This window comes from Roseomonas sp. FDAARGOS_362 (genome assembly GCF_002754815.1).
GTDB classification, from domain to species: domain Bacteria; phylum Pseudomonadota; class Alphaproteobacteria; order Acetobacterales; family Acetobacteraceae; genus Roseomonas; species Roseomonas mucosa.
The window spans coordinates 2,260,378-2,276,085 of record NZ_CP024588.1 but is presented as its reverse complement, the minus strand read 5'-3'; the positions used below and the strand labels follow the sequence as shown (position 1 = coordinate 2,276,085).

Here is a 15,708-nt window from a genome sequence, read left to right as displayed (position 1 = left end):
GGCGGCGCCCCGCGTTTCCACCTGTTCTTGGGGGGGGGGCAGGCCACGGACGGACGGTGATCGCACGGAGTCGATGCAAGCCCCGGGGGCCGGGGATTGGCTTCGGTCCCCGGCGGAGAGGGGGCGGGGCGAGACTCCCCCGGCGATGCCGCCGGAGGAACGCGGCCCGGATCAGCCGCAGGCCATGGCGGGAACCGGACGCCGGCGTCGCAGAAGGAGCATCATGGCGAGGCCGGACGCCGCCATGGCCGCCCCGGCGACCGAGATCGCCGGATAGCCGAGTCCGGCATCGAGCACCCCGCCACCGAGCGCCGCGCCGATGGCATTGCCCAGGTTGAAGGCACCGATGTTCATCGCCGAGGCGAGGTTCGGCGCCTCGGCGGCGGTGGCCACGACCCGCATCTGCAACGGCGGGACGATGGCGAAGCTGGCCACGCCCCAGAGGAAGATCAGCGGCGCCGCAGTCGCCTCCCAGCGCATCCCGGCGGCGAAGAGCAGCAGCAGGACCACCAGCGCGGCCAGGGAACCGATCAGCGTGCCGTCCATGGAACGGTCGGCCAGGCGGCCTCCCAGCCAGTTCCCGGCGGCGAGGCCGAGGCCGTAGACGACCAGCATCGCCGTCACGAAACCCGCGCCCGCCCCCGTCTCGCCGCGCAGGATGGGGGCGATATAGGTGAAGACGGTGAACATGGCGCTGGCGCCCAGCACGGTCAGGCCCAGCGCGGCCAGTACCGGCCCGCGCCGCAGCACCCGAAGCTCCGCCCGCATGTCGGCCCCGGCCTCGGCCGGCAGCGGCGGCAGGGAGAGGCGCAGCGCGATCATGGCGAGGACGCCCACCGCCGCGATGCCCCAGAAGGCGATGCGCCAGCCCACCGCCTCGCCAGCCCAGGTGGCCAGCGGCACGCCGCCGATCGTGGCGATGGTCAGGCCCGAGAACATGGCGGCGACGGCCGCCGCGCGCCGCTCGGGCGGGACGAGGCCGGCCGCCACCACCGCACCCACGCCGAAGAAGGCGCCATGGTTGAGGGAGGTGATGATGCGGGCGAGAAGCAGCATGCCGTAGCCGCCCGCCAGGGCGGACAGGATGTTGCCGAGGGTGAAGATGCCCATCAGCCCGATCAGCAGGCGCCGGCGCGGCATCCGGGCGAAGGCGAGCGTCATCAGGGGCGCGCCGAGGAGCACGCCCATCGCATAGGCGCTGACCAGCAGCCCCGCCCTGGGGATGGAGACGCCGAGGTCGCCGGCGATCACCGGCAGCATGCCCATCGGGGCGAATTCCGTGACGCCGATGCCGAAGGCACCGATGGCCAGCGCCAGGAGCGGTGGGTTGAGACTCATGGGACAGGGTCCGGATTGTTCCGCCGCGGCACTTGGTCGGCTTTGGTGCATCGCGGTAGTAGGGATGGCGGACCAGGATCTTTGCGCCGGAGGCACAGATGCCGCGTGAAAGGACAGATCGGGCGGGGGAGATGGAGGCCTTCGCCACGGTGGCGCGGGAAGGCAGCCTGTCAGGCGCCGCCCGTACGCTGGGCCTCACCCCCTCGGCCGTCAGCCGCATCGTCGCCCGCATCGAGGCACGGCTGGGCGTGCGCCTGCTGGTGCGCACGACGCGCCGGCTGCGGCTGACCGCCGAGGGGGAGGCCTATCTCCGTGCCGCGACCCGCATCCTGGCCGACCTCGACGAGGTGGAAAGCGGCATCGCCGACCAGGCCTCGCCACGCGGGCGGGTGCGGGTCAGCACCTCCATGGCGCATGGGCGGATGGTGATCGTGCCGCTGCTAGGGGCCTTCGTGGAGCGCTATCCCGGCATCAGCGTGGAGATCGACATCAACGACCAGATCGCCGACGTGCTCGGCGGCCGCGCCGATGTCGCCGTCCGCTTCGGGCCGCTGGCCGACAGCCCGCTTTCCGCCCGGAAGCTGGGGGATACCGGGCGCAGCGTGGTGGCCTCGCCGGAATACCTCGCCCGCGCGGGGGTGCCGCGCCGGCCGGCCGATCTCGCCCGGCACAACTGCCTCGATTTCAGCTTCCGCCGCATCGAGCCCGGCTGGCCCTTTCGCGAGGGTGGGCGGGACTATCTGATGCGGGTTTCCGGCAACATGACCGCGAACAACGGCGAGACCCTGGTGCAGCTCGCCCTGCAAGGCGTCGGCATCACCCGCGTCGGCCATTTCCATATCGATGACGAGATCGCCGCCGGACGGCTGGTGCCGCTGCTGGAGAAATACAATCCGCAGGACCGGGAAAGCATCCACGCGGTCTTCGTCGGCGGCGCCACCATGCCAGCCCGCATCCGCGTCCTGGTGGATTTCCTGGCGGAGCATCTGCGGCCAGGGGCGCGGGGATGAAGGCGGCGTCGTGCCCCTTGGCCTGCCCCCGGGGGAGAGGCTCCGCCTCTCGCCCCGGAACCCCCTCACCGCCAGGACGCTGCGCGCCCTGGACCCGATGAGCTGGCACGAGCGGTGACCGTCAGCCCGAAGGTTCGATCCCGCCGCGCGCCCAATGTCTCTTGCTTCCCAGGCCCGGCTCAGGATATAGGAATATAATCAACATCACACCGCTCTGGCCCGGTCCCTGGAGGTGCGAACCCAGGCGACATCCGCTCGCGCCACGGGGCGAGGCCCAACATCCATCCGGACGGATAAAGGGCTAAAAACCTAAAGTCCTAAGCTCGACTTTGGCCATCACGCGGCGTGGCAGATGGCGTAAGCCCAGGCGTGCTGGAGCGCTCGCCGAGGTTTTGTGCTGTGACCGCTGTGCCGGGATGTGAGGAAACCTTGCTCACGCCAGATGTGCCGCCGCACGGCGGCGAGGGTGTCACTGAAGGTCGGACGGTCCTTGCGGTACCAGGCGCTGCTCATTGCGGCTCTGCGTTCTGAGGTTCTGAGCTGGGCGGCCAGGAGGGTGACGAGGGAGAACAGCCCGAGCAGGCATGGCGTGGTGCGGGCGATGGCGAGGTCCGACCACTGTCGCTGAGTCTCGACCCCAAGATGCACCCTGGTCTCCTGGAAGGTCACCTCCAGTTGCCAGCGCTGGATGAACCAGAACAGGATCTGCTCCGGCGTTCGATCAGGCTCGGTGCACAGCAGGGCCTGCGGCTCGAACCGGCGATGAGGATCGCGGACCAGCACCCAGCGGATCGGCACGATGGGCATCCCGCCATGACGCCACACGGCAGTGGCCGAGCAGATCTCGACGTGACGCTCGCCCCCACCGTACCAGCGGGGGACCACCATGCGCTGCCAGCATGTATCGGTGCGGACCAGCACCTCCGCCAGGTTGGGCCGGCGCGCCCCTTTGGTACGGGGCCGACCATTGGTGCCAGGCAGCCGGGGTGGCGCCGGGTCATAGAGCGCGGCATCGAGCCGCAGGCGCGTGACCCCGGTGATCCTGTGCCGGGTCAGCGCAGCCAGCAGTTCCAGGGCTGCAAAGCCGCTGTCGCCGACCAGCACGATGTCCCGCCCAGGAAGCCAGCGGCGTGTCTGCAGGATCATTTGGCGGGCCCAGTCGGTGAGCTTCTTGTGCCGCTGTCCCTGGTCGCGACAAAACCGTTCCGAGGGCGCCAGCGCGGACAGGAACGGCAGCGCCCAAACCCGACCGGCCCAGGGAACAGGTGCCAAGAGCATCAGGCTGATCCAACGCAGGCCAGAAGCCTTTACGAAGTGGCCGTGGCTGGAGCGTACCGGGTCGCGGTAGATGCCCATGGCCGCAATCCGCTTGCCACGGCGCCGCTCAATCGTGTCGTCAATGCCCAGAATGACCGGCCCATCCGGCGCGAAGGCTGTGATCAGGTGCGCCAGCAGAAGACGCGATGCTGCCCGGGGGCTCCAGACCGCCCGGTTGAGCACCCGATGATAGTTCACGAAGCGCCGCTCCTGCGCGAGCCCGCTGATCTGCAACAGGCTGGTCACCGTACGTTTGCCGGGTGCCAGGATAGCCCCGATCAGCAGCACCTCCGCGTGTTGCCAGCTGCGCTGGAAAAACAGCGGCGCAAAGCTCAGGATCACCGCGGCGAAGCGGGATGGCAGGTGAAGCATGGCGGCGTCTCTTGGCGGGGACACGCCAGCCTAGCCAGTCACCCGCCTCGCCGCCTACGCCTGCCTCAGATGGCCAAAGTCGAGCTAAGACCCCGTTTCATAACGGCTGAGCCAGACGCCGGACGAGGATCATGGCGGCGGCGAGGGTGAAGAAGGCGACGGCGGAACCGACGGTGGCCTCGTGATCGCGAGCGAGGCGTCGGCAGCGGCCGAACCAAGCGAAGGACCTCTCCACCACCCAGCGCCTGGGTTGCACGGCGAAGCCTTTCTGGCCGGGTGCGCTGCCGATGATGGTAACGGCGACGGGGGAGGCTCGGGCGACCCGCGGACCGGCGTAGGCGCGGTCGGCGAAGCAGCGGGCCAGGAACGGCCAAGGGCGGCGCGACATGGCCAGGAGGGCCGCACCCCCTCGGCTGTCATGCAGGCAGGCGGGCGAGATGGCGGCGAGCAGGAGCCTACCGTCCGTGTCCACCAGGGCGTGGCGCTTGCGGCCCGTCACCTTCTTCCCGGCATCGTAGCCGCGGACACCTTTCACGCCGACACCGCCCGAGCGGACGGATTGGGCGTCCAACACCGCCGCTGTCGGTGAGGCCTCTCGGCCGACCCGCTCGCGGTCGGCCATGATGAGGGCGTGCGCCAGTCGCTCGAAGGTGCCCCGGCGCGAGAGGCGCAGGAACCAACGGTGCACGGTCCCGGGCGGCGGGAAGTCGCGGGGCAGATGCGCCCAGGCGCAGCCGGTACGGAGCACGTAGAGGATCGCATCGACCACCCGCCGCATCGGCCAGGACCGGGGTCGTCCGGTCTTTGCAGGGCTTGGCAAGAAGGGCTCGACCAGGGCCCACTCGGCATCGGTTAGGCACGTTGCATAAGGCTGGGAGCCGCGCGCAAGCTGCGCGCGGGCGGCAGGGGTCCACATGGGCCACCTCGAAGGACGTCAGACACCCTCCGAACGCGCAGAACTCCCGCCGCTCACCCCGCCTCAGCCGTTATGAAACGGGTTCTAAAACCCTAAAGCCCGGGATGGCAGGCAGGGCGGAAGACCCTGGCCCATGCAGGCGCAGGGAGTGGCCAGCACCGGCACCGGACCGTGACGCCGCCGATGATCCATGCACCCCGCCGTTCGTATCCGCCGCCGGAAAGCATGGCTCTCCGGCGCGATCCGGTGTCAGCAGGCACCTTGTCCCCCGGACGGCGCAAGGCCCAGCCTCAGAGCTTCGTCTTCAGCAGTCGCCCGATCTCGCCGACGATGCCGGCGCGGAAGGCGACGACGCAGATGACGAAGATGGCGCCCTGGATCACCGTCACCCAGGCGCCGAAGGGGGCAAGGTAGTTCTGCATCGCCACGATCACCGCGGCGCCGACCACCGGGCCGAACAGCGTGCCGAGGCCGCCGAGCAGGGTCATCAGCACCACCTCGCCGCTCATCGACCAGTGGACATCGGTGAGGGTGGCGATGCCGAAGACCAGCGACTTGGTGCCGCCCGCGACGCCGGACAGCGCCGCCGAGAGCACGAAGGCCATCAGCTTGTAGTCGTCGGCGCGGTAGCCGAGCGAGGTGGCGCGCGGTTCGTTCTCGCGGATCGCCTTCAGCACCTGGCCGAAGGGAGAATGGACGATGCGGTGGATCAGCAGGAAGCCGATCAGGAAGACCGCGGCCACCAGCCAGTACATGGCCATGTCCGGCGCGAGGTCGATCACCCCGAAGAGGCGCCCCCGCGGAACGGACTGGATGCCGTCCTCGCCATGGGTGAAGGGCGCCTGGAGGCAGAAGAAGAAGACCATCTGCGCCAGGGCCAGGGTGATCATGGCGAAGTAGATGCCCTGCCGCCGGATCGCCAGCCAGCCGAAGGCGAGGCCCAGCACGGCGCCGACGACGCCGCCGGCCAGGATCGAGACCTCCGGCGTCAGCCCCCAGACCTTGGCCGCGTGGGCGGCGAGGTAGCCGCCCATGCCGAAGAAGGCGGCATGGCCGAAGGAGAGCAGGCCGACATAGCCGATCAGCAGGTTGAAGGCGCAGGCGAAGAGGGCGAAGCAGAGCAGCTTCATCAGGAAGACGGGATAGAGGACGAAGGGCCCCGCCAGCAGGAAGGCGACCAGCAGGATCAGGGCGATGCCCTGGCCCCGGCTGAAGCCGAGCAGGCCCGGCATGGTGGGCGGCGCGCTCAGGTCGCGCGGCGCGGTGGAACTGGCGGACATGGTTCAGGCCCTCCCGAACAGGCCGGCGGGCCGCACCAGCAGCACGATCGCCATGACGACGAAGATCACGGTGGAGGCGGCCTCGGGGTAGAAGACCTTGGTCATCCCCTCCACCAGCCCCAGGCCGAAGCCGGTGACGACCGAGCCCAGGATGGAGCCCATGCCGCCGATCACCACCACGGCGAAGACGGTGATGATGAGGCTGGAGCCCATCTGCGGGTTCACCGAGTAGATCGGCGCCGCCAGCACGCCCGCCAGCGCCGCCAGCGCCACGCCGCCGGCATAGGTCAGGGTGACGAGGCGCGGCACGTTGACGCCGAAGGCCTGCACCAGCGCGGCGTTCTCGGTGGCGGCGCGCAGATAGGCGCCGAGGCGCGACTTCTCGATCACCAGCCAGGTGCCGAGCGAGAGGATCAGCGCGGCCACCACGACCCAGGCGCGGTACACCGGCAGGATCATGAAGCCGAGATCGAGCGGCATGCCGGTGAGCGAGGCGGGCGGGGCGTAGGGCATGCCGGAAGAGCCGAAATACTGCCGGAAGACGCCCTCGATCATCAGGGCGAGGCCGAAGGTCAACAGCAGGCCGTAGAGCGGGTCCGCCCCCTGAACCCGGCGGATCAGCAGGCGCTCGATCACCACGCCCAGCACGCCCATGATGAGGGGGGAAAGGATCAGCGCGGGCCAGTAGCCGATGCCCAGCCAGTTCAGCAGCATCCAGGCGACGAAGGCGCCCATCATGAACTGCGCCCCATGGGCGAAGTTGATGACATGCAGCATGCCGAAGATCACCGCCAGGCCCAGCGAGAGAAGCGCGTAGAAGGCGCCGTTCACGAGGCCCAGGACGATCTGCGGCAGGCCCATCTCCAACTGGAACAACAGGTCTTCCATCTTGTGCCTCTCAGTGCGGGCAGGCGGGGGAGGGCGGCGCGGCGCCCTCCCGGCCAGCCCTCCCTCTCGGGGGGATCAGGAGCGGACGAGCGGGCAGCCGCCGGCCGAGAGCGGCCGCCAGGCGTCCTCGGCGGAGGTGGTCTCCAGCAGCTTGTAGTAGTCCCAGGGTCCCTTGCTGTCGCCGGGTGCCTTCACCTCGAAGAGATAGGCCGGGTGCAGCTTGCGCCCGTCCTCGCGGATCTTGCCCGCGCCGAAGCAGTCGTCGTCGGTCGGCATGGCCTTCATGCGCTTCACCGTCTCCACGCCCGAGGCCTTGGCGGCGGCGGCGCCCATCTCGGCCACCACCTTCAGGTAGTGCAGCGCCCCGGCATAGCAGCCGGCATGCGACATGGCCGGCATGTTGCCGTTCAGCGAGCCCTTCACCCGGTTGGTGAAGGCGCGGGTGCGGTCGTTCAGGTCCCAGTAGAAGCTTTCCGTGCAGACCAGCCCCTGGGCGGCGTTCAGCCCCAGGCCATGCACGTCGTTGATGAACATCAGCAGCACGGCGATCTTGGTGCCACGGCGGGTGACGCCGAACTCGGCGGCCTGCTTCACCGCGTTGATCGTGTCCGTCCCGGCGTTGGCGAGGCCGATCACCTTGGCCCGGCTCTGCTGCGCCTGGAGAAGGAAGGAGGAGAAGTCCGTGCTCTGCAGCGGGTGGCGCACCGAGCCCAGCACCTTGCCGCCGGCCTCCTTCACGAAATTCGTGGTGTTCCTTTCCAGGTCATGGCCGAAGGCATAGTCGGCGGTGATGAAGTACCAGCTGTCGCCGCCCTGCTTCACCATCGCCCCGCCGGTGGACCTGGCGAGCATGTAGGTGTCATAGGTCCAGTGGACGGTGTTGGGCGAGCACTGGCCGCCGGTCAGCTCCGTCGTGCCACCGGTGGAGTTGACATAGACCTTGTTCTTCTCCTTCACGACGCTGTTCACCGCCAGCGCCACGGCGCTGTTGGGCACGTCGATGATCATGTCCACGCCGTCCTGGTCGAACCACTGGCGGGCGACGTTGGCGCCGACATCCGGCTTGTTCTGGTGGTCGGCGGCCACGACCTCGACCTTCACGCCCTTGGCCTCGATGCCGCTGTCCTGCACCGCCTGGCGCACGCAGGCGACGGAGGTGGGGCCGGAAATGTCGCGGTACACGCCGGACATGTCGTTCAGCACACCGATCTTGATCGTGCCCCCGGCCTGTGCCCGGGCCGGGCGGAAGGGCAGCAGCCCCAGGGCGGGCAGGGTCGCTGCGCCGAGAAGGGTCGTGCGGCGGGATAGGGTCATTCCTGGGGTTTCCCTGGCTTTCGTTGGTTTCCGGCGGCGTTGCCGCCCGTTTCCTGCATCCGCCCCGCCGGAAAGCCGGGCGGGGCGGGGGTCAGACGCCGAGATATTCCTGCAGCCGCTCCGCCGCGCTGGCGAGCTCGTCGTTGCGGAAGCCGTCCACCACCCTCCCATGCTCGACCACGTAGTGCCGGTCGGCCACGGTCTGGGCGAAGCGGAAGTTCTGCTCCACCAGCAGCACGGTGAAGCCGCGCGCCTTGATCTCGCGGATCGTGGCGCCGATCTGCTGCACGATCACCGGCGCCAGCCCCTCGGTCGGCTCGTCCAGCAGCAGCAGCGGCGCGCCGGTGCGAAGGATGCGCGCGATGGCCAGCATCTGCTGCTCGCCGCCCGAGAGCTTCGTGCCGGGGCTGTTCGCCCGTTCCTTCAGGTTCGGGAAGAGCGTGTGGATGGTCGGGATGTCGAGCCCGCCCGGCCGCACCACCGGCGGCAGCATCAGGTTCTCGGTGACGTTCAGCGCGGCGAAGATGCCGCGCTCCTCCGGGCAATAGGCGATGCCGGCGCGTCCGATCTCGTCTGGCCGGGCGCGGATCAGCTCCCGCCCCTCGAAACCCACCGAGCCGCTGCGGCGCCCGACGAGGCCCATGATGCTGCGCAGGGTGGTGGTCTTGCCGGCGCCGTTGCGGCCCAGCAGCGTCGCCACCTCGCCCGGCCGCACGTCGAAGTCCATGCCGTGCAGCACGTGGCTCTCGCCGTACCAGGCCTGCAGACCGCGCACCTTCAGCAGCGCCTCGCCGGAAGAGGCGGAGCCGGGGCGTTCCTCCAAGAGGGCCTCAGGCGGCATGGGCGGTGCCTCCGGCGATGGTGGGGTCGGTGCCGAGATAGGCGGCCACGACCTCCGGGTTGCGCGAGACCTCGGCATAGGGACCTTCCGCCAGGATGCGCCCGCGTGTCAGCACGGTGATCCGGTCGCAGAGCCCCTCCACCACCTTCAGGTTGTGCTCCACCATCAGCACGGTGCGGCCCGCGGCCACGCGCTTCACCAGGGCGGTGACGCGGTCCACGTCCTCGTGCGTCATGCCGGCGGTAGGCTCGTCCAGGAGCATCATCTCCGGTTCCAGCGCCAGGGTGGTGGCGATCTCCAGCGCCCGCTTGCGGCCATAGGAAAGCGAGCCCGCCGTCAGCCCGGCGGCATTGGCCAACCCGACCTCGGCCAGCAGCTCCATCGCCCGGGCGTCGTAGCGGGTGAGCACGGATTCGCGCCGCCAGAAGTCGAAGGAGCCGCCGCGCTCCCGCTGCAAGGCCAGGCGGACGTTCTCCAGCACCGTCAGGTGGGGAAAGACCGCCGAGATCTGGAAGGAGCGCACGAGGCCCAGCCGGGCCACCTCGGCGGGCTTCATCGCGGTGATGTCGCGGCCGTTATAGCGGATGCGGCCGCGTGTCGGCTGGAGGAACTTCGTCAGCAGGTTGAAGCAGGTCGTCTTGCCCGCCCCGTTGGGGCCGATCAGTCCATGGATGCTGCCGCGTTGCACGCGCAGGTTCACCCCGGAGACCGCGGCGAATCCGCGGAACTCCTTGGTCATGTCCTCGGTCTCCAGGATGTAGTCGGCCACCCGGATGCTTCCTCGTTCTTTTCAGTCTTGCACAGGAGTTAAGGCGAAGCCGCCCCCCGGCGCAAGCGGGATCGTGGCATCCCCCACCAACCCGCCCGCCCCGCCCTCAGGCGGTCTCCTGGCGCGTCAGGCCCAGCTCCTCCTCCATCTGCCGGCGCATGAGGAATTTCTGGATCTTGCCGGTCACGGTCATGGGAAATTCGTTAACGAACTGCACGTATTTCGGGATCTTCTGGTGTGCGATCTGCCCCTCGCAGAAGCCGCGCACCTCCTCCACCGTCAGCATCTCGCCCGGCCGGATGCGGATCCAGGCGCAGAGCTCCTCGCCATAGCGTGGGTCGGGCACGCCGAAGACCTGCACGTCCTGGATCTTCGGGTGGCGGTAGAGGAACTCCTCGATCTCGCGCGGATACAGGTTCTCGCCGCCCCGGATCACCAGGTCCTTGATCCGGCCGACGATGTTGCAGTAGCCCTCCTCGTCGATGGTGGCGAGGTCGCCCGTGTGCATCCACCGTGCCGGGTCGACCGCCTCCGCCGTCCGCGCCGCCTCGTCCCAGTAGCCCAGCATCACCGAATAGCCGCGGGTGCAGAGTTCGCCCGGCTGCCCGCGCGGCACGATCCGCCCCTCGGTGTCGATGATCTTCACCTCCAGATGCGGGTGGATGCGCCCGACGGTGGAGACGCGCCGTTCCAGCGGATCGTCCACCGCGCTCTGGAAGCTGACCGGGCTGGTCTCGGTCATGCCATAGCAGATGGTGAGGTCGCGCATGTTCATGCGACTGGTGACGCGCTTCATCACCTCGATGGGACAGGGGGAACCCGCCATGATCCCCGTGCGCAGCGAGGACAGGTCGAACTCCGCGAAGCGCGGGTGGTCGAGCTCGGCGATAAACATGGTCGGCACGCCATAGAGCGCGGTGCAGCGCTCCGCCTCGACGGCCTCCAGCGCCGCCACCGGGTCGAAGCCCTCGCCCGGATAGACCAGGCAGGCGCCGTGCGTCAGCGCGGCGAGGTTGCCCATCACCATGCCGAAGCAGTGGTAGAGCGGCACGGGCACGCAGATCCGGTCCTCTTCGGTCAGGCGCATCGCCTGCCCGACGAAATAGCCGTTGTTCAGGATGTTGTGGTGCGACAGCGTGACGCCCTTCGGCGTACCGGTGGTGCCGCTGGTGAACTGGATGTTGATGGGGTCGTCGAACTGCAATGCCGGGCCCAGTTCCCGCAGTGCCGTGCGTTCCCGCTCCCCGCCCAGGGCCAGCACATCGGCGAAGGGCAGGGCACCGGCCAATGGGGCGGAGGAAACGGGGCCGCCGAGCTGGATCACCGCCCGCAGCGCCGGCAGCCGTGCCGCGCGCAGCTTCCCCGGCGGGCCGCTGTCCAGCTCCGGCGCGATCTGCCGCAGCATCCCGGCATAGTCGCTGGTCTTGAAGGACGTGGCCGTCACCAGCGCGGCGCAGCCCACCTTGTTCAGCGCGAACTCCAGCTCGTGCAGCCGGTAGGCCGGGTTGATCGTCACCAGCACCAGGCCGGCGCGCGCCGCGGCGAACTGGGTCAGCGCCCATTCCACCCGGTTCAGCGACCAGATGCCGACCCGCTCGCCCCGCCGCAGCCCGAGCGCCAGGAAGCCCGCCGCCAGCCGGTCCACCTGCTCCCGCAGCTCCGTCCAGTTCCAGCGCACGCCCTGGCCCCGGTCGATCAGCGCCGGCCGGCCCGGCCAGGTCTCCGCCGTGCGGTCCAGCCGCTGCCCGATCGTGTCGCTCAGCAGCGGCGTCTCGCAGGCCCCATGGACATAGCTGAGTTCCCCGGCACCCATCCTGTCTGTCCTCCCTTGGCTTCTTCCGGAGGGCCTCCCGGGAGGAAAGGCGCCGCCTTTCCCCCGGACCCCCTATCCGCCAGGAACCTGAGGTTCCTGGACCTCCCATTCATTGGTTCTGGCGGCGAGCGCCCGTGCCACCCTGGAAGCCGGCTCACGTTCCAGCGCTGCGCAGATCATGCGCCCCGCCGCGGCGAGGCGGGGGAGGTCCACGCCGGTCCCGATGCCCATGCCGTCGAGCATGTAGACCACGTCCTCCGTCGCGACATTGCCCGAGGCACCCTTGGCATAGGGGCAACCGCCCAGCCCGGCCACGGCGCTGTCCACCACCGAGACGCCAAGCTCCAGGCAGGCCAGGATATTCGCCAGCGCCTGGCCATAGGTGTCGTGGAAATGCAGCGCCAGCCGTTCCAGCGGCACATGCTCCGCCACAACCTCGACCATCCGCCGCGCGGCGAGCGGCGTGCCCGTGCCGATCGTATCGCCGAGCGAGACCTCGTAGCAGCCCATGCCGGCCAGCGCGGCCGCGACGCGCGCCACGGCCTCCGGCGACACGGCGCCTTCATAGGGGCAGCCGAGCACGCAGGAGACATAGCCGCGTACCCGCAGTCCGGCGGTCAGCGCCTGTTCCGCCACCGGGGCGAAGCGCTCCAGGCTCTCGGCGATGGAGCAGTTGATGTTGGCGCGCGAGAAGCTCTCCGAGGCCGCGCCGAAGACCGCGATCTCTCGTGTCCCGGCGGCCAGCGCCGCTTCCAGCCCCTTCAGGTTCGGCACCAGCACGGGATAGTCCACGCCGGGGCGCGGCGTGAGCCCGGCCAGCACCTCCGCCGTGCCCGCCATCTGCGGCACCCATTTCGGCGAAACGAAGCTGCCTGCCTCGATGCTGCGAAGGCCGGCATCGGCCAGGGCCTCGACCAGCGCGATCCTCGTGGCGACGGAAACGGGCCGCGCCTCGTTCTGCAGCCCGTCGCGCGGACCCATCTCCACGATGCGGACATGACCGGGGAACATCACGCCGCCTCCGTTGCGAAGGTCACGAGCTGCGTGCCTTCCTCCACCATCTCGTCCACGCCATGGCGGATGCTCTCCACCACGCCCCCGGCGGGGGCGGAGAGGGTGAGCTCCATCTTCATCGCTTCCAGGACCAGCAGGGGCGTGCCCTTGGCCACCTTGTCGCCGGGGGAAACCAGGACGCGCGTCACCCGGGCGGGGATCGGGGCGATCACGCGGTCGCCGCCGGCGGCCTGGCTTTCGGGCGGCGCCAGCGGATCGAGCACGCGCAGCCGCACGCCGAGGCCGCCGCGCAGCACGGTCAGCATGTCGCCCTGCCGTGCCACGGCCATCCGGTGCTGCACGCCGTCAAGGCGCAGGCGCAGCCCGTCCTCCGTCTCCTCCGCCGCCACATGCGCGCTGTTGCCGCCGGGCAGGGTGAGGTCCAGCGATCCGTCCCGGCGCAGCGCCGCGCGCAGCAGAACGCGCTCGTCTCCGGCCTCGAAGAGCAGGTCCTGGTAGCCTGCCCCGTTCATCCGCCAGGCATCGGCGGTGGCCCAGGGCGAGAAGGGATCGCCCGACCCTCGCGCCGCCGCCCCGGCAGTCCGTGCTTCCTCCCGCAGCACCGTCCAGGCGGCGGCCGCCCAGGCCGGCGTGTCCGGTACGGGCTCGGCGGAACCTTCCAGCACCTCCGGGTGCCGGGCGATGAAGCCGGTGTCGAGATCCGCCGCCAGGAAGGCGGGATGCGTGGCCAGGGCGCGCAGCAGGGCGAGGTTGGTGCGCACCCCCACCACCTCGTATTCCGCCAGCGCCGCCGCGAGGCGCTGCGCCGCCGCGTCACGGTCCTCGCCATGCACGATCAGCTTGGCGATCATCGGGTCGTAGTTCGGCGTGATCGCGTCGCCCTGGCGCACGCCGGTATCGACGCGCACGCCGTCGCTCTCGCGTGGCTGGCGCAGATGCGCCAGCGTGCCGGTGGAGGGCAGGAAGTCGCGCGACGGGTCCTCGGCATAGATCCGCGCTTCGATGGCGTGTCCCTGGATGCGGAGGTCTTCCTGCCGCAGCGGCAACGGCTCGCCGGCGGCGACGCGGAGCTGCCACTCCACGAGGTCCTGCCCGGTGATCGCCTCGGTGACGGGATGCTCCACCTGGAGGCGGGTGTTCATCTCCATGAAGAAGAAGCGCCCGTCTTCCGCGATGAACTCCACCGTGCCGGCGCCGACATAGCCCACGGCCCGCGCGGCGGCGATCGCGGCCTCGCCCATCGCGCGCCGCTGCGCCTCGTCCAGCCCCGGGGCGGGGGCTTCCTCGATCACCTTCTGGTGCCGCCGCTGGATGGAGCAGTCGCGCTCGAAGAGCGAGACGGCGTTGCCCTGCGTGTCGGCGAAGACCTGGATCTCGATATGGCGGGGTCGGGTCAGGTACTTCTCGATCAGCACATGGTCGTCGCCGAAGGAGGCCCTGGCTTCGCGCTTGGCGCCCTCGATGGCCGCCTCCAGATCGCCAGCCGCCTCGACCACGCGCATGCCCTTGCCGCCACCGCCCGCCGAGGCCTTGATCAGCACGGGATAGCCGATCCGTGCGGCTTCCTCGGCCAGCAGAGCCATCTCCTGGCGCTCGCCGTGATAGCCCGGCACCAGCGGCACGCCGGAGCGTTCCATGATCGACTTGGCGGCGGATTTCGAGCCCATGGCGCGGATCGCCGCGACCGGCGGGCCAATGAAGGCGATCCCGGCCGCCGCGCAGGCCTCGGCGAATTCCGCGTTCTCGGACAGGAAGCCGTAGCCGGGATGGATCGCCTCCGCCCCGGAGCGCCGCGCGGCATCAAGGATGCGGGGGATGGAGAGATAGCTTTCCCGCGCCGGGGCCGGGCCGATGGGATAGGCCTCGTCGGCGAGATGGACGTGCCGCGCCGCGCGGTCGGCCTCGGAATAGACCGCGACGCTGCCGATGCCGAGACGCCGCGCGGTGCGGATCACCCGGCAGGCGATCTCGCCGCGATTGGCGATGAGGATCTTGCGGAACATCGCCTCGTCCTCAGTTCATGCGCTCGGGCGGCATACGTTGGAGGATGCGCCAGGACGGAGGGCGCTTGCCGAGGAAGGCGCCCAGTCCCTCGCGCCCTTCCTCCGAGGCGCGCCGCTCGGCGATGCGCCGGCCGGTTTCGGCGGACAAGGCCTCGTCCACCACGCGTCCCTCGCAGAGGAAGACGAGGTCCTTGGCCGCCGCCTGCGCACCCGGAGCCCCTTGCAGCAGCGCCTCCAGCACCTTCTCCGCCTCTGCTTCCAGCTCCGCCGCCGGCACCACCTCATGCACCAGCCCGATCTCCAGCGCCCGGTGGGGTGGGATCACCTCGGCGGTGGTGAAGTAGCGGCGCGCCTGCCGCGCCCCGATGGCGGCGACGACATAGGGGCTGATGGTGGCAGGTGTCAGGCCCAGCCGCACCTCGCTCAGGCAGAAGCGGGCCGTGTCGGCGGCCAGCACCACGTCGCAGCAGCAGGCGAGCCCGACGCCGCCGCCATAGGCCGCGCCCTGCACCAGCGCCAGGGTCGGTTTCGGCAGGCGGGCGAGCAGGTGCATCAGCCGCGCCAGCTTCGCCGCGTCGGCGAGGTTGTCCTGGTGCGAATGTTCCGCCATGCGCCGCATCCAGTCGAGGTCCGCCCCCGCGGAGAAGGAGCGCCCGGCGCCGGTCAGCACCACGGCGCGCACGCGCGGGTCCGCGCCCAGCTCCTCCAGCGCCGCGGAAAGCCCGGCGATCAGCGCGTCGTCGAAGGCATTGTGCCGCTCTGGCCGGTTCAGGGTGAGCCGCGCCACGCCGCGCGGGTCGATCTGCAGCAGGATGGTGTCGTTCATGGCGGTC

General features: G+C 70.0%; 13 protein-coding genes. 1 reads left to right on the top strand and 12 read right to left on the bottom strand.

The genetic code is table 11. From position 1 onward, the window contains the following. Positions 1 to 171 precede the first annotated feature (171 nt). The gene (locus CTJ15_RS15190) at positions 172 to 1,338 is read right to left on the bottom strand and encodes an MFS transporter (protein WP_076970391.1); all 1,167 of its coding nucleotides are present in this window, start codon (positions 1,336 to 1,338) and stop codon (positions 172 to 174) included. Between the two features lie 98 nt (positions 1,339 to 1,436). On the opposite strand from CTJ15_RS15190, the gene CTJ15_RS15185 reads away from it, so the two are divergent. Further along, the gene (locus CTJ15_RS15185) at positions 1,437 to 2,348 is read left to right on the top strand and encodes a LysR family transcriptional regulator (protein WP_058389378.1); all 912 of its coding nucleotides are present in this window, start codon (positions 1,437 to 1,439) and stop codon (positions 2,346 to 2,348) included. 336 nt (positions 2,349 to 2,684) lie between these two features. Here CTJ15_RS15185 and CTJ15_RS15180 read toward each other — a convergent pair whose 3' ends face one another. From CTJ15_RS15180 to CTJ15_RS15130, 11 genes are all read right to left on the bottom strand, one after another. Next, a complete protein-coding gene (locus CTJ15_RS15180) occupies positions 2,685 to 4,037 on the bottom strand; it encodes a transposase (protein WP_099780841.1) in 1,353 nt (450 codons plus the stop codon). Positions 4,038 to 4,134: 97 nt separating this feature from the next. After that, a complete protein-coding gene (locus tag CTJ15_RS15175; RefSeq protein ID WP_099780839.1) occupies positions 4,135 to 4,953 on the bottom strand; it encodes an IS5 family transposase in 819 nt (272 codons plus the stop codon). A 290-nt stretch (positions 4,954 to 5,243) separates the two neighbouring features. After that, positions 5,244 to 6,233, bottom strand: coding sequence for a branched-chain amino acid ABC transporter permease (locus CTJ15_RS15170; protein ID WP_058389363.1), 990 nt, complete (start codon positions 6,231 to 6,233; stop codon positions 5,244 to 5,246). 3 nt (positions 6,234 to 6,236) lie between these two features. Continuing rightward, on the bottom strand, positions 6,237 to 7,121 hold the full coding sequence (locus CTJ15_RS15165) for a branched-chain amino acid ABC transporter permease (RefSeq protein WP_075821363.1): 885 nt from the start codon (positions 7,119 to 7,121) through the stop codon (positions 6,237 to 6,239). Between the two features lie 75 nt (positions 7,122 to 7,196). After that, on the bottom strand, positions 7,197 to 8,435 hold the full coding sequence (locus CTJ15_RS15160; RefSeq protein ID WP_019460791.1) for an ABC transporter substrate-binding protein: 1,239 nt from the start codon (positions 8,433 to 8,435) through the stop codon (positions 7,197 to 7,199). 91 nt (positions 8,436 to 8,526) lie between these two features. Further along, positions 8,527 to 9,276 (bottom strand): ABC transporter ATP-binding protein, encoded by a 750-nt coding sequence (locus CTJ15_RS15155; protein WP_058389362.1) that lies wholly within the window; start codon positions 9,274 to 9,276, stop codon positions 8,527 to 8,529. Beyond that, a complete protein-coding gene (locus CTJ15_RS15150) occupies positions 9,266 to 10,051 on the bottom strand; it encodes an ABC transporter ATP-binding protein (RefSeq protein ID WP_353407967.1) in 786 nt (261 codons plus the stop codon). Before CTJ15_RS15150 ends, CTJ15_RS15155 begins: the two co-directional genes overlap by 11 nt. A 100-nt stretch (positions 10,052 to 10,151) precedes the next feature. Further along, complete coding sequence (locus CTJ15_RS15145) at positions 10,152 to 11,858, bottom strand: AMP-binding protein (protein ID WP_099781666.1); 1,707 nt, start codon at positions 11,856 to 11,858, stop codon at positions 10,152 to 10,154. A gap of 72 nt (positions 11,859 to 11,930) precedes the next feature. Next, complete coding sequence (locus CTJ15_RS15140; RefSeq protein WP_099781665.1) at positions 11,931 to 12,869, bottom strand: hydroxymethylglutaryl-CoA lyase; 939 nt, start codon at positions 12,867 to 12,869, stop codon at positions 11,931 to 11,933. Beyond that, complete coding sequence (locus CTJ15_RS15135) at positions 12,869 to 14,875, bottom strand: acetyl/propionyl/methylcrotonyl-CoA carboxylase subunit alpha (RefSeq protein ID WP_099781664.1); 2,007 nt, start codon at positions 14,873 to 14,875, stop codon at positions 12,869 to 12,871. Before CTJ15_RS15135 ends, CTJ15_RS15140 begins: the two co-directional genes overlap by 1 nt. 10 nt (positions 14,876 to 14,885) lie before the next feature. Continuing rightward, positions 14,886 to 15,701 (bottom strand): enoyl-CoA hydratase/isomerase family protein, encoded by an 816-nt coding sequence (locus CTJ15_RS15130; RefSeq protein WP_058389313.1) that lies wholly within the window; start codon positions 15,699 to 15,701, stop codon positions 14,886 to 14,888. Between the last annotated feature and the right edge of the window lie 7 nt (positions 15,702 to 15,708).